At 59.4% G+C, this 19,303-nt stretch carries 17 protein-coding genes; 9 read left to right on the top strand and 8 right to left on the bottom strand.

All coding sequences use genetic code 11. The features are described from left to right. Positions 1-48 precede the first annotated feature (48 nt). Complete coding sequence (locus AABE20_RS13010) at positions 49-645, top strand: YceI family protein (RefSeq protein WP_338333467.1); 597 nt, start codon at positions 49-51, stop codon at positions 643-645. Positions 646-680: 35 nt separating this feature from the next. On the opposite strand, the gene AABE20_RS13005 is transcribed toward AABE20_RS13010, so the two are convergent. The 5 genes from AABE20_RS13005 to AABE20_RS12985 all read right to left on the bottom strand — a co-directional run bounded on the left by AABE20_RS13005 (position 681) and on the right by AABE20_RS12985 (position 6,453). Further along, positions 681-1,100 (bottom strand): hypothetical protein, encoded by a 420-nt coding sequence (locus AABE20_RS13005; RefSeq protein WP_338333466.1) that lies wholly within the window; start codon positions 1,098-1,100, stop codon positions 681-683. Positions 1,101-1,186: 86 nt separating this feature from the next. Next, positions 1,187-2,395, bottom strand: coding sequence for a histidine-type phosphatase (locus AABE20_RS13000; protein ID WP_338333465.1), 1,209 nt, complete (start codon positions 2,393-2,395; stop codon positions 1,187-1,189). After that, positions 2,392-4,872 (bottom strand): TonB-dependent receptor, encoded by a 2,481-nt coding sequence (locus AABE20_RS12995; protein WP_338333464.1) that lies wholly within the window; start codon positions 4,870-4,872, stop codon positions 2,392-2,394. The genes AABE20_RS13000 and AABE20_RS12995 overlap by 4 nt, the downstream gene beginning before the upstream one ends. A 119-nt stretch (positions 4,873-4,991) precedes the next feature. Then, on the bottom strand, positions 4,992-5,927 hold the full coding sequence (locus tag AABE20_RS12990) for a FecR family protein (RefSeq protein ID WP_338333463.1): 936 nt from the start codon (positions 5,925-5,927) through the stop codon (positions 4,992-4,994). Further along, positions 5,878-6,453, bottom strand: a complete 576-nt coding sequence (locus tag AABE20_RS12985) for an RNA polymerase sigma factor (RefSeq protein ID WP_338333462.1) — start codon at positions 6,451-6,453, stop codon at positions 5,878-5,880. Before AABE20_RS12985 ends, AABE20_RS12990 begins: the two co-directional genes overlap by 50 nt. A gap of 472 nt (positions 6,454-6,925) precedes the next feature. Between AABE20_RS12985 and AABE20_RS12980 the strand changes: the two genes are divergently transcribed. Next, positions 6,926-7,744 carry a YfdX family protein gene (locus AABE20_RS12980; protein WP_338333461.1) on the top strand — a complete coding sequence of 273 codons (819 nt, stop codon included), beginning with the start codon at positions 6,926-6,928 and terminating at the stop codon, positions 7,742-7,744. A 318-nt stretch (positions 7,745-8,062) separates the two neighbouring features. On the opposite strand, the gene AABE20_RS12975 is transcribed toward AABE20_RS12980, so the two are convergent. Further along, a complete protein-coding gene (locus tag AABE20_RS12975; protein ID WP_338333460.1) occupies positions 8,063-9,484 on the bottom strand; it encodes a helix-turn-helix domain-containing protein in 1,422 nt (473 codons plus the stop codon). A gap of 130 nt (positions 9,485-9,614) precedes the next feature. Here AABE20_RS12975 and AABE20_RS12970 point away from each other — a divergent pair, with 130 nt between their 5' ends. From AABE20_RS12970 to acs, 4 genes are read left to right on the top strand one after another with little or no spacing between them, the layout of a single operon-like run. Beyond that, positions 9,615-11,177, top strand: coding sequence for an MmgE/PrpD family protein (locus tag AABE20_RS12970; protein WP_338333459.1), 1,563 nt, complete (start codon positions 9,615-9,617; stop codon positions 11,175-11,177). Between the two features lie 34 nt (positions 11,178-11,211). Continuing rightward, on the top strand, positions 11,212-12,381 hold the full coding sequence (gene prpC / locus AABE20_RS12965) for a bifunctional 2-methylcitrate synthase/citrate synthase (protein ID WP_338333523.1): 1,170 nt from the start codon (positions 11,212-11,214) through the stop codon (positions 12,379-12,381). After that, positions 12,378-13,310: a methylisocitrate lyase gene (gene prpB / locus AABE20_RS12960; protein WP_338333458.1), complete on the top strand. Its 933-nt coding sequence runs from the start codon at positions 12,378-12,380 to the stop codon at positions 13,308-13,310. The genes prpC and prpB overlap by 4 nt, the downstream gene beginning before the upstream one ends. 51 nt (positions 13,311-13,361) lie before the next feature. Then, positions 13,362-15,344: an acetate--CoA ligase gene (acs, locus tag AABE20_RS12955; RefSeq protein ID WP_338333457.1), complete on the top strand. Its 1,983-nt coding sequence runs from the start codon at positions 13,362-13,364 to the stop codon at positions 15,342-15,344. Positions 15,345-15,429: 85 nt separating this feature from the next. Here the strand turns inward: acs and AABE20_RS12950 are convergent, their stop codons facing one another. Both AABE20_RS12950 and AABE20_RS12945 read right to left on the bottom strand, forming a co-directional pair. Next, complete coding sequence (locus AABE20_RS12950; protein ID WP_338333456.1) at positions 15,430-15,591, bottom strand: hypothetical protein; 162 nt, start codon at positions 15,589-15,591, stop codon at positions 15,430-15,432. Between the two features lie 55 nt (positions 15,592-15,646). Then, a complete protein-coding gene (locus tag AABE20_RS12945) occupies positions 15,647-15,808 on the bottom strand; it encodes a hypothetical protein (RefSeq protein ID WP_338333455.1) in 162 nt (53 codons plus the stop codon). A gap of 410 nt (positions 15,809-16,218) precedes the next feature. Between AABE20_RS12945 and AABE20_RS12940 the strand changes: the two genes are divergently transcribed. The 3 genes from AABE20_RS12940 to AABE20_RS12930 are packed head-to-tail and all read left to right on the top strand — an operon-like array spanning position 16,219 to position 19,273. Further along, complete coding sequence (locus AABE20_RS12940; RefSeq protein WP_338333454.1) at positions 16,219-17,460, top strand: MFS transporter; 1,242 nt, start codon at positions 16,219-16,221, stop codon at positions 17,458-17,460. A gap of 20 nt (positions 17,461-17,480) precedes the next feature. Next, positions 17,481-18,686 (top strand): thylakoid lumen protein, encoded by a 1,206-nt coding sequence (locus AABE20_RS12935; RefSeq protein WP_338333453.1) that lies wholly within the window; start codon positions 17,481-17,483, stop codon positions 18,684-18,686. Continuing rightward, entirely contained in the window at positions 18,683-19,273 is a 591-nt protein-coding gene (locus AABE20_RS12930; protein WP_338333452.1) for a sugar O-acetyltransferase, read from the top strand. Before AABE20_RS12935 ends, AABE20_RS12930 begins: the two co-directional genes overlap by 4 nt. Positions 19,274-19,303: the final 30 nt, after the last annotated feature.

Genomic DNA, 19,303 nt, shown 5'->3' with positions numbered 1-19,303 from the left:
GAGCGGCCCAATGGCTGGATGCCGCCATTGGGGAGAGGTCCTGTGCTCATGCGGTCTGGTCAAACGGTGTTCTTTTTCTGTGCAGCTTTTGTGGGGGCGGCTTTAACGGCCGGGGCCGGTGTGGCAGCACCACAGCATGTGGTGCTGGGGCCAGCCAATACGCAGGCCCACCTGTATGCCAAAACAGCCGTTACCAACATTGAAGGCAGTTTTGAACAGGTCGAGGGAACTCTGACCTACGACCCGGAGGACCAAAGCTGCCATGTGGAACTGAGCATGGGGGTGCAGTCCCTCAAGGTTGGGTCCGCTGTGCTGCGGAGTATCATGCTCTCAGGCATTATGCTGGATGGGGATGACCACCCGAACATGCGCTTTGTGGGGGAGTGTAAACCCACAATCCGTCAGGGCAGGCCGCACACCGTACTGGTGGGCAGGCTGAGCATGCGGGGCCAGACCCACCCACTCAGCTTTGATGTAGCCATGCATTTTACGGGCAATACCCTAACCCGGATTCAGAGCGATGCCACGTTTGACCAGCGCCAGTGGGGGGTGAGCACGCTCCTGCATGCGGTGGACCCCATGGTGCGGGCGCAAACGGTTATTGACCTGCCTTCTTCCTGCCCGCCGCCTGCTGCGCATCCATAACCCGTGGCGCACTGGCTGGTATGGTGCGGAGGGGGCTAAGGGCTTGCCTGCCCGGCCATATCCGCCCGGTGGTGTGGGGGGAGCAGGGGGCTGATGCGGTGGTAGGCGTCTTCCTCCGTTTCGTCCGGGGCTATGCCAAGCCAGTTGGGTTTGCGCCGGATGACCCAGTCCAGCATGTGCGCGCAAACCTTGCGGCATAGGGCAAAGTCCTCTGCCAGCAGGGCAATGCCCAGCGGGAGCATCCACAGGCCCAGAATGGGCAGGAAGGAGAAAAGCCCCCCCACAATCAGCATGACCCCAGTGGGCAGGCGGAGCCATTTTTGCCGTGGCTCGCGGAGCCAGAACAGCCAGCCGCGCGTTTTGTCCGGGAGTTGGACAAGGAGCAGGGCCATGCGGCGTTGCCGCACGAGTTCGGGCGGGTGGGGTGTGCCCGCGTTGGTCCGTGCATCTGTCATGCTGTTAATATGGGGGTGGGGTGGGCGTTTACAAAGGTGCCCGCTCACTCAGGCCAGCACAAAGCCTGTGTGAGCGGGGGAGACCTTTAGTGTGCGCGGCTTGGCCGCAAGGCCTGCAACGATGGGCCGCTTGCAATAACCTGACTATCCAGTGCGGGGTCTGGAGTTGCCAGTGTGCGCAGGGCCTCCAGCCCCTGATGGAACAACCGCACAACAATATGCGGGCCACTGGCCGTGCGCCACAATTCAAAGGCCAGAGTTGTATCGGGGGCAGTGGGGTCGGGCTGGTCGGTAAAGGACCAGTCCAGCCCGTACAGGGTGGCCAGTATGTCCAGATTTGTGTCATGGCCGGAGAGCACGAACAGTTTGGTCTGCTCCGTTACAGCGGGCACACCCGCCACAGGCTTGCCTGCCAGCGCATTCTGCACGGCTTGTGCCATGGGGGCACCTTTGCGCGCGGCCAGCGTGGGCAGGCGGCGGAGCAGCCAGCTTTCCTCGGTATGGAGGGCAAAGACCTGCCCGATCAGGCTTGCAGGTGCGTGGCCACCAAACGGTTCGGCCTGTTCTGGCATGCCTTGGGTGTATTCCAAAAGCAGGTTTTCCGCCGCCGTGCCGCCGGTTGCAATGCCACCTTCCAGATGTGGTTTGCCTTTTTTCCATGCCAGTGTGGCCATGTTGGCGCTCAGGCAGTGGGGGGTATCGGTTGTGCAGGCCGTGGGGGCCAGAACAGCCTGCAAGGTGTTCAGGCTGGTTGCCACTGTGGGGGGCATGGTGCGCGCGCGCTGCTCAAACTCATGCGTAATCGCACTCTGGTCCTGCGCATTGAGCGGGTCTGCGGGGCCTGCAAAAATGGGGTCTTCCTGCCCATCGGGCAAAGCTTGGGCGCGCAGGCCACATGCGGGCGCCAGATGTTCGGCCCATATGCCCCCACTCTCACGCGTGCGGTGGTCCTTGGCATCGGCCCATATGGCAATGCTGCCCGGTGTGGGGCAGGTGGTCGGGGGGAGCAGGCCAGCCTGTGTGTAATGCTGGCGCACCAGACCCACCATCTGGGCAAGGGCCTGTTTGCCGTGGTCTGTGAGTTCCCCGGGGGCTACGGGCCATTGCGCCCATACGTGCCCGGTCTGGGTCTGTAGGGTTTGGGGTGGTTTGGTGGGGCTGCGTATGCCGTGGCGGGCAAGCAGGACCACCCGCTCCAGTTGCGCCCCCTGCTGTGTGGTAGGGGGTGGCGTGGGGGTGGCGGCAAGGGCTGGTGTTGCCACCAGCAGCGCGCAGGATAGGGCAAGACGTTTCATGGTATGGTCACCGCAAGGTTAAAGAACACGCTGCGCCCGGGGTTGCGCCAGTAAAGGGGGGCATCGCCATAGTTCTGGTTGCCTGCAAAGTTGCTGATGGCCCGGTTGTTGAACAGATTGCCAATTTTAAGGCTTGGCGTAATTTCGCGGAACACGCTGCCAGCATTGCGGATGCGCCAGCCAAGTGCAAGGTCGGCCGTTACGTTGCTGCCAATTTTATACTGGTTGGCAAACTGCGTGTTGCCAGCGCTGTTGGTTATGCTGTCCAGCCCCCAGTGTTTGCCCACATATTTGCCAATAATGGAAAAATAGGCCCCTCTTTCGTTCTCATACAGCAGGCCAAAGGAAGCCAGCATGTTGGGGCTGGAGGCCACCGTAACATTGGTGTGTTTGTATTTGGCGCTGTTAACACTGTAATTGCCGTAAAGGGACAGGCCATAACCAATAACGTACTGTGCCTCCAGTTCCAGCCCTTTGTATATGGCCCCGCCACTGTTTACGTAGGTGGAGGTTGTGCCATAGCCGGGCACGACAGTCTGGGCGGCTGCAATGTAGTTTGAAAAATTAATGTAGTAGGCATCTGCCGCGAGCATCCACTTTTTGTCGCGGTAGACTGAACCAACCTGATAGTTCATGGTTGTTTCGGGTTTGACAGTCCCAACATCTCCAACCTGAAACACGGATATGGGGGGTGCCAGAAAGCCACGGGCAACCTGCCCGTAAACGCTCCACTGGTCCATAAGGCGCTGGTTGATGGCAATGGACGGCTGCCAGGACGTAAAGGTCTGTGTGGCATCGAGCGGTTTTTTGGTGGATTTGTTCAATGCCGCATCATAATCACGGTGGAAGTAGGAGAACTTGACACCGGGTTTGATGGTCATGCCCCGCATGGGGTGTATGTCCAGTTCCAGATAAGGCTGGAGCGTGGTGTTGGTGTCCGAAATATTGTAGCTGTACGGGCTGCCTGTTTTGCCCGGCACCGGTATGGCCCCTTTGGAAAGGTCAACCGCGTAGCTGATCCGTCTGTCCTTCTGCACATCCGCCCAGACCCCAAGCTGCACATCCACGTAGTGCGTTTTGGCCGTCAGGTTCAGGGTGTCACCATAGTTGCGGAAGTGGGCATCTGCGTATTTACCGGGAATGTCCGAGGCGTATGTTGCCACTTTATGGCCTGCGGTGTTGTAAAAAGTGACGCCGTTGGCCGCGAGCGAGCGTTGGGAGGAATCGGTTGATTCCGTATATTCATGCTCAAACCCTGTTGTATAAACGGAGTTTTTCAAGCTCAGCCAGTCATTCAGGCGGGTTTTGAGAGCAATATAGCTAAAGTCGGATGTGTAGGTGCTGGGGTTGTAGCCATAATAGCATTGCCGGGTGGGGTCTTTGCACAGGCCGTAGTTTTTGCCGTATTGTGCGTAATCTTCCAGCGTGGCGCCCTGTGTTGTGTACTGCCATTCCTTGTTGTAGGTGGTCTGCACAGTCAGGCTGGTTTCATCCGCAAGCTGGATTTCGTCCTTGAACATAATATTGCTGCGTTTTTCAAACGAATTGCTCAGGTAGCCATCCGTTTCCTCGTGCTGCATGTCCAGCACGGCCTTGCCAAAGCGGGTTTTGCCGCTGTCCAGCTCCAGCCCGCCTGCGCGGGTGTTAAAGCTGCCATACGTGCCATACAACTGCACGCCTGCCTTGCTGGGGGCCGTTTTGGAGCGGAACCCCACCGTGCCGCCAAAAGTGGCATTGCCAATGGTGGAGGCCGTGCCGGGGCCACGGTCAATCTGTGCTTCCCCCAGAAAATGCGAGATAAATAAAGATGATGTTGTATGGTGCAGGTCCGAGGCATCCCCAAAGGGAATGCCGTCATATGTCATGTTGTACTGCCCGTCCTGAAAACCGCGCAGGCTCATGGTTTCGGCCTTGCCCACACCCGGCCCGTTGGGGTTTTGTGTCCATATGCTGGGCTGGAACTTGATAATATCGTCCACGCTGGCCAGCGGAATAATGTTGTTGTTGATAAAGTTGCTCTGGATACGGGATGTCGGTTCCGTAATATCCAGCGGCACAACAGCGGGGGACAGGCGCATGGCGCGGCCCAGAACGGTAATATGTTCGTCTGTGTTCTTTTCTTTTTTCAAGCCTGCATGTTGTGCGGCTTTGGCGGGTGTGGTGGGGGCTTTGCGTAGGATCAGCATGCCTTTCTGGCGGGCATCCACGTCCAGACCTGTGCCTTGCAACAGGTGGTTGAGTGCCGCATCTGGCTCCATGGTCCCGTAAACCGGGGTGGAGGTGGCTTTGGTGGCCAGTGTGCTATCCAGTGCGACCTGTTGCCCGGACTGGCGGCTGAAGGTGACAACCGTCTGGTTGAGTGGCCCTGCGGGAATGGCAAAATGCACAGGGGCGGCCAGAGCATGGGAGGCAGACAGAACGGATACGCCACAAAGGCCAAGGGAAAGGGAGGAAAGGCGGAAAGAAAAAGACTGCACGGTAGTTGCCCTGCTTGTGACGAACATACCGTTAAGAGTCAAAACTGCCGTATTTTCCGCTGGTTTTTTTTGTTACACAAATAAGACAGAGCGGTGTGTGTGGGGCATGCCCCAAAACGCTAATACAGCAAAAGGGTTTGCGGGCTTTCGGTCAGTCTGGCCCCCAGTATGCTGCGTGCTGCTGTGGCGAATGCCTCTGGCTGGTTCAGGCTGAAAACACCTGTCAGGCGGCGGTTGGCCAGAGCGGGGGCAATGTGGAGCTGCCTCTGGTTGTAGCGGTTGAAGGTGCTGGCAATGCTGGCCATGCTCTCGTCATGCACTTCCAGCTTACCAAGGCTCCACGCGTTTTGGGCGTCCAGTTCCTCAGGCATCAGGCTCCGCACTTCGGGCAGGAGGTCCCCTTGCACGGAGATCTGTGCGCCAGATGTCAGGGTCCACCATTCATCCGAATGGTGCCTGCGTAGCCGCACCGTGCCGGATATGGCCGTGGCTGTGACCTGCGTTGGCGAGCACGATAGTAACAGGCGGCCTTGGGGCACAAAAATAAGGTTGCCAGCCTTCATGACCATACCGGTCCGGCCCAGCACACAGCAGCGCCCGCTCACCAGTCGGTTGCTCTCCAGCCCCATTTTAAGTTTGGAGTAGCAATCCAGCATAATGGTGCCAAAAGCCGTGCTTAACGGGGCGGAAACCGCATTGCTGGTTGTATACAGGCTGTTGGCCTTACCCTGCCGCTTGGGGGCCGCCAGCAACATGGCCGCAGCAGCAGCGGCCGCAAAAAAGCGGCGGCGTGGTAGGGCGGGCAGGGTGGCCGGGTGTGCAATGGCGGGAGTTCTGGGGCCTTCAAGTGCGGCCAGCCTGCCGCTTGCATGCCATATGGCCTTTGCACGCAGGAAGGCTCCCTTGTGTCGTATATCCTGCTCCAGCCATTGCTGTAGTGCCTGCTGTTCGCCTGCGGATAGGGGGCCTTTGTCCAGCCGGGCCGTCCATCCTGCCGCCGCCTCGTCAGGGCTGGCGTTTGCGAGAGTGGGCGAGACGCGGGCGTCTCTCCTCATCAACGGTCATCTCCCTGTCTGATTCTGAATATTCCTTGGACAGAAAAACAAGTGCGCGGGCAAGCTGTTTTTCTACAATATTTTCAGAAATGTTCAATTGCGCGGCACATTCCTTTTGTGTCAGGCCCCGTGCGCGGCGCAGAATAAAAATATCCCTGCACCGGGCAGGGAGTTTTGCAATGGCTTTTTCTAAAAAACGCATTTCCTGCCGGGCATGTACCACCCGCTCGGCCGAAGGCGCGGAATCGGCCATGGTATCGGCCTGCATCAGGGCAAGGCTTGTAACCGGCACCACCCGTGCGCGCCTGTAATGCTGCATAACAAGATTGCGGCACACAGAAACAAAATAGGCACGCGGGTTGGTCACACAAGACCACTCCGCCTGCGCCATAATCACATAGGCTTCGTGAATAATGTCGTCCGGTTCAATGTCGGCGTAGCGGCGTAATCCGGTGCGGATATGGCCTTCATGCGGGAGAATGTGGGTGGCCAGCCAAAGGCTGCACTCGTCTGTGTTGTTTAACAATCGAACCCTCTGCCCCGCCGGTGTGGTTGATTGGCAGGCATGTAGCAAGCGCATGACTGACGCAGTGTGACAGTTGCATGACAAAGGGAACCAGTCAGGCGCACGGCATGGCGCTGGCCCCCCCCCCTGTTACGGGCATGCACACCAACTGTACACATTATCCACAGGCTTATGCACCGGAGCATCCGCAGAATCTGTGGATAATCTGACGTAAAGCGGATTTTTGCGCGGGCGGGGTGGTGGGTGTGCCGTTCTGGCGCGCGGGCGTGTGTTTTTCAAACATGGCTGTATTGCGTAATGGGTGATGTGTTCTGGAGATGCAGGCCCAATACAGTAAAGTTTTCAAAAATAATAAATTTTTTAATGCTGCGTATTTCACAACCAACACCTTGAGAAACGCATTTTGCTAACCAGATATTGAGGTAGAATCCTTATGTTTCAGTGTTCAACATTTTCGGTCAGGATTGATTTCATGCGTTTTAAGGCATCTTTGGCGGCAGTGGCCGCTCTTATGGTCAGTGCATCGGCAGCCCATGCTGGCGCCATCCACACGGATTGGGAAAAGTTCAAGGCGGGTCGTGCGCTGCATCACCTCTCTGTGGATGGGCAGAAGGCCCTGCAGGACGTGCTGGTTGCGCGTGACCTGCTGGCGCAGGGTAAAACCGATGCGGCAATCCCCCCGATTTATGATGCGCAAAAGCGCTTTGTGGCCGCACAAAAGGATAACCGGCGTTTTTATGCGGCGGAAGACCAGTTGCAGCCTGCTCCCCAGCACCCCGTTTCCGCCACGCACAAGCCCACAACAGGTGCCGTGACGTGGATTCCCGTGGGGGGTGAGTTCATTCTGACCGAAACACTGGCCCCCGATAAAAAAGCCGCGGCCCAGCAGGCCAATCAGGCGCTCAAGGCCGGGCAGAACGCGCAGGCCCAGCAGAACCTGCAGGTTGTGGGCGAAGATGCGGACTTTATTATTGCCCTTGCCCCGCTGGAACAGACCAAAAGCACCCTGTACCGCGCCCGTGTGCTGACAGAAGGCCGACAGGCCGCACAGGCAAAGGAAGCACTGGACCAGTTGCTTGATAGCATTGTGTTTGTCTCGGACGATTTTGTGGACCAGTCCGCAACCGCGCAGGCTCCGGCCAAGGCTGCCACACAGGGGAGTGGCGCTGTAGCCCCGGCATCCACCGCCACCCCGGCGGCTTCTGCCCCGGCTTCGACCACGCCAGCAGCCCCCGCCGCTGCAACGCCAGATGCCCCCAAAGTGGATTCGGCTACAGGTGCGGCACACTAATTAAAGTCTTTTGAAACAAAGGGATAAAACCCATAAAGCAGGGGGTGGCGAAAAAAATACGCCACCTCCTATTTTTTTGCTTGCGCTTAAATGAGAATTGTTCTTATTATTATCTTGTCGCGGTGATGAAGGCGTTTCTGCTGGTGGGGCAAGGGGCATCACCGCGACAATCTGTGGTTGTCGTGACTACCGTTAAAATACTATCCCCCCGAACTTCCAGACTGTTTTGCATCCCCGGTCAGTCTGGAAGATGTTCTTTCTTCTCCTCCTCCCCCTTGCCCCGCCAGCACCTGACCCGCTCCCCGAGCGGGTTTTTTTTTAATGCTCAGGCACAGCCCGGTACGGCACAACGCCGCGGGCATGACTGCCCGTGTCCAGCACCCTGCCAGAAACAGGGAGCGAGCGGTGGCTGCACTGTTCGCGCCCACAGGCCCGGCACCCCGGCCCAATGGGCACGACCAGCGTATGGTCCTCCAGATTAAGCCCGGCGGCGTAAACGGTTTTTGCCGCATCTGCTATGGTGCAGCCCAGCACCATGGCAATCTGGCGGGGGCGGTCGGCATAGCTTAACCCTTCCCGCCCGACCGTGCGTGCAACATTCAGGTAAATGGAATCATCCGTGGTCTGAGAAAGCTGGACCTGTATCTGCCCCGGCGTTGCAAAAGCGCGGAACACATTCCACAACGGACATGGGCCACCAAAGCGGGCCTGCGAAAACCGGTTGGCCGAAAAACTTTTAAGAATATTCCCGGCAATATCGAGTTTAAGAAAGTAAAACGGAATCCCTTCCGCACCAAAGCGCTGCATGGTGCTCAGGCGGTGGCAGACCTGCTCGAAACTGACGCCAAAGTGGCGGCGCAGGTCATCCACATCGTAGCGCATGCTCTGGGCTTTGTGCAGGAAGCGCGCATAAGGCAGAATGAGCGCGCCAGCAAAGTAGTTGCCAAGATACACACGGGCAAGCTCTTGCGCATTGCGCTCCTTTGGGCCTTCGCGGCGCAAAATCTCGGTCATCAGGCGGGTGTGTTCAAGCTGGCCAATAATCTGGGCCAGAAAAAACAGCGTGCTTTCTGGCGGTTGGTTGTGGGGGATCTGGATCTGGCGTTTGTGCCGGTCAATACGCCAGACCAGCCCGCGCTCCTGCATGTCCGTATTGTGGGTTATGCTCAGGCCGTGCTGGTCTTGCAGGTGTTGCACAAGGGCTGTCCCCAAGGCCCCCTCGGGCGGGGAGAGGCTTTCGTAAAAACCTTCGGCTGCGCAATCAAGTTCATGAAAATAATTGTTATGGTCCTGCACCCAGTTGCCCACCGCCTCGTAGGGTTCAAGCGGGGGTGTGCTGGTGGCCGAGGGTGCGTGTTCGCGCCGTTCCTGATCAAACGCATAAGCGCGGTAGAGGGTTAAAAACGCCTCGCACAGTTCTGGACTCTGCCGGGCGGCCTCAGCCATTTTGGCCAGTGGCAGTGGAGCATTTTTGAAAATCGGGTCGGCCATGGTCTCACGTAGGGCCTGTACGGCATGGGCCTCGCGCGTGTTGGCAAACCATGCGGGGCTTATGGCAAAGTGCTCGCACAGGTTTTGCAACAGGTGGTCGGGCAGGGGGCGGTGGTTGCGCTCAAGCTGGTTGAGGTAGCTGAGGGATACCCCAATGCACTCCGCCAGCGTGGCCTGTGTCATGCCTTCGCGCTGGCGCAACTGGCGCAGGCGGTTACCGGCGAACAGCTTGGTTTTTGTTCTGGGCATGCACACCAACCTTCACAGACTTTGCAATGGGGGCGAATTCCTTCGCTTCTTTTTACTCTTATTCCTCTGCTGCTTTACGCAACAGTCTGCAACTGTTTCCCCAGATCACAAGATGGCAAGGGCCAGAACAATGCAAAATCATGAAGTGCGCGTACACCCCGAGAGTGAACGCCTGAACCGTGCGGACCAGCTTGCATGGAAAATTGCACAGGTTGCGGCAGACCCGGTTGCTGTGGAACCCGCTGTGGCTGACATGATCATCAACCGTATGATCGACAATGCGGCTGTGGCCATGGCCTCGGTCAACCGCCATGCGGTCATGAGTGCGCGGACCGAGGCACTGGCCCACCGCAGGCCCGGTGGCGCTACGGTGTTTGGCATGGGGCCAGATGTGCGCGTGCATGCGGAGTGGGCGGCATGGGCCAATGGCACCGCCGTGCGCGAACTGGACTACCACGATACGTTTCTGGCGGCGGAATACTCCCATCCGGGGGATAATATTCCCGGTATTCTGGCCGTTGCACAGCAGTGCAACCGCAGTGGCGCGGACCTGATCCGGGGCATTGCCACGGGGTACGAAATCCAGATCGATCTGGCCCGCGCCATATGCCTGCACAAGCACAAGATTGACCATGTGGCCCATCTTGGCCCGTCTGTTGCCGCAGGCATTGGCACGCTGCTGCGCCTGCCGCCATCGGTTATTTATCAGGCTATTGGTCAGGCGTTGCATGTGAGCACCGCCACACGCCAGAGCCGCAAGGGCGAAATTTCGTCATGGAAGGCCTATGCCCCCGCCCATGCAGGCAAAATGGCTGTGGAATCAGTCGACCGCGCCATGCTGGGCGAAACATCGCCCACACCCATTTATGAAGGGGAAGATGGCGTGATCGCATGGATGCTGGATGGCAAGGATGCGCACTACACCGTGCCCCTGCCTGCCATGGGCGAACCCAAACGGGCCATTCTGTCCTCCTTTACCAAGGAGCACTCGGCGGAATACCAGAGTCAGGCACTGATCGACCTTGCTTTCCGTATGGGCAAAAAAATCAGCAATTGGGAGGATGTGGACGATGTGCTGATCGAAACCAGCCACCACACCCACTACGTTATTGGCACCGGCTCCAACGACCCGCAGAAGTTTGACCCACAGGCCACGCGGGAAACACTGGACCACTCCATTATGTATATTGTGGCCGTGGCGTTGCAGGATGGGTGCTGGCACCATGTGCGCTCCTACGAACCCGAGCGTGCGCGCAGGGCGGATACGGTGCGGTTGTGGAAAAAAATCCACACGATTGAAAAACCCGAGTGGACACAACGCTACCACGAAAGCGATCCCGACAAAAAAGCCTTTGGTGGGCGCATTGTTATCCGCATGAAAAACGGCACCGTACTGGCGGACGAACTGGCCGTAGCCAACGCCCATACGCTGGGGGCCACACCATGGCAGCGTGCGGACTATATTCAAAAGTTCCGCACCCTGTCGGAAGGGATTGTGGCCCCTGCCGAGGTTGAGCGTTTTCTGGCCGCTGTCCAGCGCCTGCCCGAACTGGGGGCGGGGGAACTCCACCAGCTTGAACTGCATATTCCGCCGCAGGACATGCAGACCAATAAGGTGGAAGGCATTTTCAACTTTGGCCAGTCTGGCGCGGGTGCAAAAAACACCCAGCACACAGCGGCCCTGACATCCTGACAGACAGAACACACAAGGCAGGGGAGCAAGGATGATGCACACCGAACTGCACCGCACAAAACCCAAAAAGTCCGTGGCCCTGTCCGGCACAGTGGCGGGCAATACAGCCCTGAGCACGGTCGGCCACAGCGGCAACGACCTGCACTACCGTGGGTACGACATAAAAGACCTCGCCCGTGCCTGCACGTTTGAGGAGGTCGCCTACCTGCTGATCCACGGCTACCTGCCCAATACGGCGGAGCTGGAAAGCTACAGACGCCACCTGAACAGCCTGCGCGATATACCCGATATTGTGCGGACCACACTGGAGCGTCTGCCAGCCTCCACCCACCCCATGGACGTGCTGCGCACGGCGGTGTCTGTTCTGGGCTGCGCCCTGCCCGAGCGGAGTGACTGCCCAACAGCAGGCGCGCGGGAGATAGCAGACAGGCTGGTGGCCTCCACCGCTTCCATGCTGCTCTACTGGTACCATTACTCCAACCACGGGCGGCGGATAGAAACCCGTACGGAGGATGAGAGTGTGGGCGGGCACTTTTTGCATCTGCTGCACGGCCATGCCCCCCCGGAGGACTGGGTGCAGGCCATGCATACCTCGCTCATTCTGTATGCCGAGCACGAGTTCAATGCCTCCACCTTTGCATCGCGCGTGGTGGCGGGCACCGGGTCGGATATGTATTCCGCCATTACTGCGGCCATTGGCGCGCTGCGTGGCCCCAAACATGGGGGTGCGAACGAGGTGGCGTTGGATATTCAGCAGCGTTACCACACAGCGGACGAGGCCGAGGCGGATATCCGCCGCAGGCTGGAGAGCAAAGAGGTGATTATCGGCTTTGGTCACCCGGTGTACACACTGGCTGATCCAAGGAACGAGATTATCAAGGAAACGGCAAGGGATCTCTCCCGCCGCAACGGCACCATGCGGCTTTACACCGTGGCCGAGCGCATAGAGCGGGTTATGGCGGAGCAGAAAAAAATGTTCCCCAACCTCGACTGGTTCAGTGCTGTTTCCTACAACGCCATGGGTATTCCAACCCCCATGTTCACCCCCGTTTTTGTTATGGCCCGCGTTACGGGCTGGTGCGCGCATATTATGGAACAGCGTGTGGATGGCAAAATCATTCGCCCGTCCGCCAATTATACAGGCCCCGATGCACGCCCGCTCACACCCTTACGTGAACGCGATGGACTGGAGTACGCCGCATGACCTATCTGGTAGGCAGGGACCTGCCCGCAACTCCGGCGGGGCAGCGTTTTAAGGAAATAATGCACCGTAAAGGGATTATGCAGATCCCCGGCGCGCATAACGGGCAGGCGGCCCTACAGGCGCGTGATTGCGGCTTTGGCGCCCTCTACCTGTCGGGGGCTGCCATGACCGCAAGCATGGGCCTGCCCGACCTTGGTATTATTACCATAGACGAGGTGTGTTTTTTCATCCGTCAGGTTGTGCGCGCCACAGGTCTGCCCGTGCTGGTGGATGGCGATACAGGGTATGGTGAAACCCTGAACGTGATGAACATGGTCCGCGCGTTTGAGGAGGCAGGGGCCGCTGCCGTACATATTGAGGATCAGGTCCTGCCCAAAAAATGCGGGCACCTGAATGACAAAAAACTCGTCTCCCCACAGGAGATGGCGCAAAAGGTGGCCGCCGCCGCCCGTGCCCGGCGGGATATGGTGGTGATCGCCCGCACGGATGCCGCAGGCTCGGAAGGGCTGGACGGGGCGGTCGCCCGTGCGCGGTTGTATTACGAGGCCGGGGCCGACGCCATTTTCCCCGAGGCGTTGATCTCGGAAGAAATGTTCAGGGAGTTTGCGCGCCGCCTGCCAGATGTGCCGCTGCTGGCCAATATGACCGAGTTTGGCCGCTCCCCCTATTTTACGGCCAACGAGTTCGAGGCCATGGGCTACAGCATGGTCATATGGCCGGTCAGTTCCTTGCGGGCTGCCAACAAGGCGCAGGCGGACCTGTACGCCACCATTGCGCGCACAGGTGGCACACAGGCCATGCTGGAGCGGATGCAAACCCGCGAGGAACTCTACAGAACACTCCGGTATTATGATTACGAAACGCTTGATGCCGGCATTGTGGCAACAGTTCTGCCCCATATTGGCCAACCCGACCGCAACGCCGCCTGAGCACCGCAGACTTCTGTCCCACACAACAACAAAAACAGGGGATACAAGACCATGACGGACCAATTCATTCTTCCAGCGCGCAACTACCCCCATTATCCGGCAATTATGACGCCCGAGCAGTTGCAGACCATGCGCGAACACGCAAAGCGTGACCCGGACGGCTTTTGGCTGCAACAGGCCCGGCGCATCCACTGGTGCTCCAAACCCACGCAGGGTTTTGTTGGTAGTTTTGAAAACGATGTGTCCATTAGCTGGTTTGCGGATGGCACACTCAATGCCTCGGTCTGTTGCATAGACCGCCACCTGACCGAGCGGGGCGATCAGGTCGCCCTGATCAGCCAGCGCGAGGCGCAGGGCCGCTCAGAAAGCCTGACCTACAAAGACCTGCACGAACGGGTCTGCCGCCTTGCCAACGCCCTGACCCATCTGGGGGTGGAGCGGGGGCACAGGGTTGCCATCTGCCTGCCCATGGTGGCGGAGGCGGTTGTGTCCATGCTGGCCTGCGCGCGCATTGGGGCGGTGCATGTGGTGCTGTTTGGCGGGTTCTCGGCCGAAGGCATTGCCGAACGTCTGGTGGATAGTGGGGCCGTGGCCGTTATTACCGCCAACATGGCATGGCGTGGCAACAAGCCCGTGCCTTACAAGCAGAGCATGGACGAGGCCTTGCGCAAGGCGGGCGGCAATAGTGGTGTGCATTCCATGCTGGTCGTGCGCACATCGGAGGAGGCCGTGCCCATGCTGCCTGGCCGGGACTACGATTTTCATGATTTTGTCGATAATTTCGAGGCGGATTTTGTGCCTGCCGTCATGCGGGCGGAGGACCCGCTGTTTATGCTCTATACCTCGGGCAGTACGGGCAAACCCAAGGCGGTGGTCCATGCAACGGGGGGGTATATGGTGTGGGCGGCCTACACCATGGGCATGGTCTACACCCACCAGCCGGGTGATGTGCTGTGGTGTACGGCGGATGTTGCGTGGATTACGGGGCATACATCCGTGGTGTATGGCCCGCTGGCCAATGGCGGCACCACCATGATCTCGGACAGTCTGCCAACTTCCCCCCGGCCGGGGCGGTGGTTTGACCTGATTGATGAATACAAGGTGAGCATGCTCTTTACCGCCCCCACCGCCGTGCGCGCCATGATGGCCGAAGGGGATGATGTGGTGAACAGCCGCAGCCTGTCCTCCCTGCGTCTGCTTGGCGTTGCGGGCGAGCCGATCAGCCCCGATGCATGGTTGTGGTACCATGATGTGGTGGGCAAAAAGCGCTGCCCCGTGGCCGATACATGGTGGCAGACCGAAACCGCAGGTATTGTGCTTGGCCCCATACCGGGTGTGCAGTCCCTCAAACCCGGATCGGCCACCATGCCCCTGCCGGGGGTGGAAATGGCCGTGCTCGACCAGCGGGGGCGGGTGGAGCAGGGGGCGGCGGAAGGTGCTTTGTGCATAACCCGCTCATGGCCCGGTCAGGCGCGCACCATATGGGGGGACCACGCCCGCTTCTGCCAGACCTACTTTGCCATGGCTCCGGGCCTGTACTTTACGGGCGATGGCGCAAAGCGGGATGAGGACGGATACTACTGGATAACCGGGCGTATGGATGATGTGATCAACATTGCAGGCCACCGCCTTGGCACGGCGGAGGTGGAGGACGCATTGGGGGCGGACCACAGGATTGTGGAATGTGCGGCCGTTGGGGTGGAACACCCGGTCAAGGGGCAGGCGCTGGTGGTGTTCGCCATTTTGCGCAAGGATGTAACCTCCGGGCTGGACGAGGCAGGCATCAGCCGTTTGGTGGTGCAGTTGATCGGGCGGTACGCAGCGCCAGAGGCCGTGTATCTGGTGCCGGACCTGCCGCGCACGCGCTCGGGCAAAATTGTGCGCCGCCTGTTGCGCAAGATTGCAAGTGGAGATACGAATGAACTAGGTGATCTGTCAGCCCTGAGCGATCAGTCCATTGTGCCTATGCTGCGTGAGCGGGTGTGGGGGCAACTGGCCTTTGGGCAGCCAGAAGCAGTGCAGGCCAGAGCCTGAAGCTCTGAAGGGCCAGCACGTAGGAAATCTTGCTTAGCGCGGCAAGACCGGGGGGGTCGAGGCGGGAACGCCCCGGCCCTTCTGCTTATGGCGGGTGTGGCGTGCGGAGTACGGGACCACACGGCCCGCCGGAATGGCGCGGGCCAGAATAACCGGGTTGGGCTGTTGTGGTGCTCAGGTAGGCCAAGCCGCCGGGTCCGGTAGACAGGACCAGACCCGGCGTACTGGTCTGGCAGGTATGGAACATTCCGCCCCCCTTGTGTTCATTTTGGAACATCCACACCTGCCAAATGGCGGAAACCTTACTTTTTCCGCCATTCCAGATCTTCAACTGGCGGCTGGATCTTGTTCAGGACGTAATCTTTTTCATCAATTTCGTCCTCCACATCGCCGTTGAGCACAACAATCCGGTTGTCCTTGCCGTCATGGCCTGCCACGCGCCACAAGCCTGTCCATTTAGACATGAGAAGCCTCTTTGAAAGCTATGTTTGAAAAACTTATGATAATACCTGAATAAAAACAGTATCATCTGTATTCATTAAGCCGGTGCGCGCAGGCTTTGGTCAATGCTGAAGTCATCATGGCAGTTGTGTGCGCAAGGCGGTGGGGTTGGAACGATTCCTGCGTGATACCCCCTTTCACTTTTGTGTTGTTCCAAAGCGCGAACACCCCCCGTGGCTGTGGCCACCCAAGGGGGAAAATTGTGGCAGGGGGAGTAGGGATGCCGGGGCGTATCGTCCGCTCCACAGTGCCCCTGCCTGACCAGTGGTGGAAAAAGAGACGGGCAGGACTGGCGTATTCGTGATTATTCCTGCGTGGCGGAGCCAATGGCGGGCATGCCACAAGGTGAGTAACCGGCAAGCAGGAGTACCCCATGGCCGCCAGTGCTCTCTCCCCCATCGACCGCACAACAGCACGGCATGTTGTGGCCGCCTCCTTTTTGGGGTGGATGCTCGATGCCTGTGATTTTTTTATTGTCCTGTTCACGCTCGATAATGTTGCACAGAGTTTTTCCACCTCGCTGGAGGTGGTGCTGCTGGCCCCCACACTTACCCTTGTAACCCGCCCCATAGGCGCGTTTGTGTGCGGGCGGGCGGCGGATGCATATGGGCGCAAACCCGTGCTGATCGGCACAATTACCATTTACTCGCTGATCGAGGTGCTCTCGGCCTTTGCGCCGACACTTACGGTGTTTCTGGCCCTGCGTGCGCTGTTTGGCGTGGCTCTTGGGGGGGAATGGGGCGTTGGCACATCGCTGATCATGGAGAGCGTTCCGCCATCATGGCGGGGTACGGCATCGGGCATTTTGCAGGCGGGCTACCCTGCGGGGTATCTGCTGGCGTCGCTCATGTTCCTGCTGCTGCCTGTGCTGGGCTGGCGCGGGCTGTTTGTGCTGGGGGGCGGGGCCATTGTTTCGGCTGTTTACATCTGGTTGCGTGTGCCAGAAAGCCCGGACTGGCTGGCCCGTCAGGCGCAGGGCGGAGGGGCTGTGCGCCAGCCCGGCATGCTGGAGGTGGCGCGGCAGAACATGGCGCTATGCGTGTTTGCCGTAGTTCTTATGGCGGCCTTTAACTTCATGAGCCACGGTTCGCAGGATTTGTACCCCAAGGTGTTTCTGGCGCTGGAGCGGCACGTGCCGCCCACCTCCATTACCATGCTGGCTGTGCTGTACAATCTGGCGGCCATTGCGGGTGGGGTGGTGTTTGGGGTGCTTTCCCAACGGATCGGGCGGCAATATGCCATTGCCGTGGCGGCCGCGCTGACCATTCCGCTGCTGCCGTTATGGACGTTGCCGCATTCCATTGTCTGGCTTGGGGTGGGGGCTGTGTGCATCCAGTTCTGTATTCAGGGGGCGTGGGGGGTGGTGCCTGCGTATCTGAGCGAGTTGTCCCCCGCCTCTGTCCGGGCCACGTTTCCGGGCTTGGCCTACCAGTGTGGCAATCTGATTGCGGCCAGCAATGCGTTGCTGCAAACCCGGCTTGCTGCATGGATTGGGGTGGGGCTTGCCCCAGCACTTATGCTGAGCGTGGGTCTGGCCGCGCTGGTTGTGCTGGTGTTAACCTTGCTCAACGCCCGCCTGCACCCGCAAAGCACATTGGGTGACCATGCTCCATAATGTAAGGAAACCCCACCCCCATGCGCTGCTCCAAGGTTGTGCCGTGCCTGCTGGCCATACTGGGCACGCTTGCCATAACGCCCGTTTTTGCCCATGCGGCCCCTGTGGCCGGGGGAACGCCCTATGCCGGGGCATTGCAGACTGTACGCCCTTTGGCCAGAATCCGGGTTTTTGACCGGGTCCATGCGTTACAACCCCAGCCTGTGGCCCTTACGGTTGAGGGCCTGTCCGTAAAGGTGGAGGTGGCGGAAAACCAGCCCTGCCCGGTGCACGGTCTTCTCATGGGGGATGTGGACCCCTCCACCGCACCGCCAGAGCAACACTGCACGGTTGCAACGCTGGTGGCGCAGGCCCCCGGCAGGCCGGAGTTCAGGCAGGCCATTGCCTCGCTGATCACGGGGGACGAAGGGGGAATGCTGGGCAGCCTGCAGGTGGCCCTTTATCATCTGGACAAAAGCAGCGGCCCCCCGCAAATGCTGGTGTCGGGCTATACCATGGGGGCGCATTGCTGCACGGTTTCCGCCATTGTGGGCAGCAATGCTGCGGGCCAGTGGGTGGTTGCCCCCCTTGCCACACAGGATGGGGACGGAACCCCCGGTGTGGTGGATATTAACCATGATGGCGGGCGGCAGTTTGTTCTGTGGGACCAGCGGTTCAACTACGTGTTTGCTCCCTATGTGTGGTCAGTCCTGCCGGTTGTTATTGATGAATATACGCAAGGGAGTGTACGCACCGTAACCACCCAGCCTGCGTATGCCGGGTTTTTGTGGGCCTATTTTCGGCGTGGGTTTCCATCGTTCAGGGCGCCACCACCGCCTGACCGCAAGGTTGTGAACGGTTTTCTGGCAGCCTATGTGGCCAACAGCGCCAATCTGGGCCAGCTTAGGGCCGGGTGGACCTACATGCTGCACTGGTACGACCGGCATGCCAATGATCAGGATACATGGTGCGCACTGGACCCTTCCGTGCAGGTGCGGGGGGTAACAGGTTGCCCCGCTGCGTTTGTGCGCAAGATTGCCTACCCGCAAAAGCTGGCCCTGTTTTTGCTCAAAACCGGGTATATCACGCCCGCCCAGTGTGCCGCTTTTGGGTATGACCCGGCCAGAATTCAGGCCAGACAGGCTGCCATCCGCACAGCAAACACAGCGCGCTGGCGGGCCGCCCACCCAGAACACTCCGTGGGTACGGATGCCGCGCCACCACAGCAGGAAAGAGCACGCCAATGACACTGGCCGAACACATGGCGTTCATGCGCACAGGGGCCATGTATAACGACCTTGCGCCAGAACTGGTGCGTGCCCGTGCGGATGCCGTGGTGCTGAGCAACCGCTACAATGCAAGTTTTGGCCGCCCGCCCGCCGAGCGGGAGAGTATTTTGCGCACCCTGTTGGGCGGTATTGGCCAGCAGGTGCATTTTGAACCAGCCCTGCGGTGCGAATTTGGGTGCAACATTACCATTGGCAATAATTTTTACGCCAATTTTGATTGTATCCTGCTCGATGCCGCCCCCATTACAATAGGGGATAATGTTTTGTTCGGCCCGCGTGTGGGGCTGTATTCCGCCAACCATGCGCTGGATGCGCAGGAGCGTGCGGCAGGGGGGTGCTATGCCCGGCCCATTACCATTGGCCACGGTGTGTGGCTGGGGGCGGGGGTGCATGTTACCCCCGGGGTCAGCATTGGTGCGGGGAGTGTTATTGGGGCTGGTAGCGTGGTCACGCATGATGTGCCCGCAGGGGTGGTGGCGGCTGGCGTGCCCTGCCGCGTCCTGCGCGCACTCACCCCGGCCGACCGCACGGGGTTTGCGCCCTAAAGGGGGGCCGGGTTTGTGCCGCGCGCCATT

The organism is Acetobacter zythi, from assembly GCF_963921165.1.
Taxonomy (GTDB): Bacteria; Pseudomonadota; Alphaproteobacteria; order Acetobacterales; family Acetobacteraceae; genus Acetobacter.
The sequence above is the reverse complement of the archived record's forward strand: the minus strand, read 5'-3'. Positions and strand labels throughout refer to the sequence as shown.

What these genes read in the sequence shown, in the direction of transcription:
- AABE20_RS12935 (WP_338333453.1), top strand. Translation starts at nt 17,481, where the DNA reads ATGCGCTGCTCCAAGGTTGTGCCGTGCCTGCTGGCCATACTGGGCACG.
- AABE20_RS12975 (WP_338333460.1), bottom strand. Translation starts at nt 9,484, where the DNA reads ATGCCCAGAACAAAAACCAAGCTGTTCGCCGGTAACCGCCTGCGCCAG.
- AABE20_RS13010 (WP_338333467.1), top strand. Translation starts at nt 49, where the DNA reads ATGCGGTCTGGTCAAACGGTGTTCTTTTTCTGTGCAGCTTTTGTGGGG.
- acs (WP_338333457.1), top strand. Translation starts at nt 13,362, where the DNA reads ATGACGGACCAATTCATTCTTCCAGCGCGCAACTACCCCCATTATCCG.
- AABE20_RS12945 (WP_338333455.1), bottom strand. Translation starts at nt 15,808, where the DNA reads ATGTCTAAATGGACAGGCTTGTGGCGCGTGGCAGGCCATGACGGCAAG.
- AABE20_RS12990 (WP_338333463.1), bottom strand. Translation starts at nt 5,927, where the DNA reads ATGAGGAGAGACGCCCGCGTCTCGCCCACTCTCGCAAACGCCAGCCCT.
- AABE20_RS12940 (WP_338333454.1), top strand. Translation starts at nt 16,219, where the DNA reads ATGGCCGCCAGTGCTCTCTCCCCCATCGACCGCACAACAGCACGGCAT.
- AABE20_RS12930 (WP_338333452.1), top strand. Translation starts at nt 18,683, where the DNA reads ATGACACTGGCCGAACACATGGCGTTCATGCGCACAGGGGCCATGTAT.
- AABE20_RS12950 (WP_338333456.1), bottom strand. Translation starts at nt 15,591, where the DNA reads ATGTTCCATACCTGCCAGACCAGTACGCCGGGTCTGGTCCTGTCTACC.
- prpC (WP_338333523.1), top strand. Translation starts at nt 11,212, where the DNA reads ATGCACACCGAACTGCACCGCACAAAACCCAAAAAGTCCGTGGCCCTG.
- AABE20_RS13005 (WP_338333466.1), bottom strand. Translation starts at nt 1,100, where the DNA reads ATGACAGATGCACGGACCAACGCGGGCACACCCCACCCGCCCGAACTC.
- AABE20_RS12970 (WP_338333459.1), top strand. Translation starts at nt 9,615, where the DNA reads ATGCAAAATCATGAAGTGCGCGTACACCCCGAGAGTGAACGCCTGAAC.
- prpB (WP_338333458.1), top strand. Translation starts at nt 12,378, where the DNA reads ATGACCTATCTGGTAGGCAGGGACCTGCCCGCAACTCCGGCGGGGCAG.
- AABE20_RS13000 (WP_338333465.1), bottom strand. Translation starts at nt 2,395, where the DNA reads ATGAAACGTCTTGCCCTATCCTGCGCGCTGCTGGTGGCAACACCAGCC.
- AABE20_RS12980 (WP_338333461.1), top strand. Translation starts at nt 6,926, where the DNA reads ATGCGTTTTAAGGCATCTTTGGCGGCAGTGGCCGCTCTTATGGTCAGT.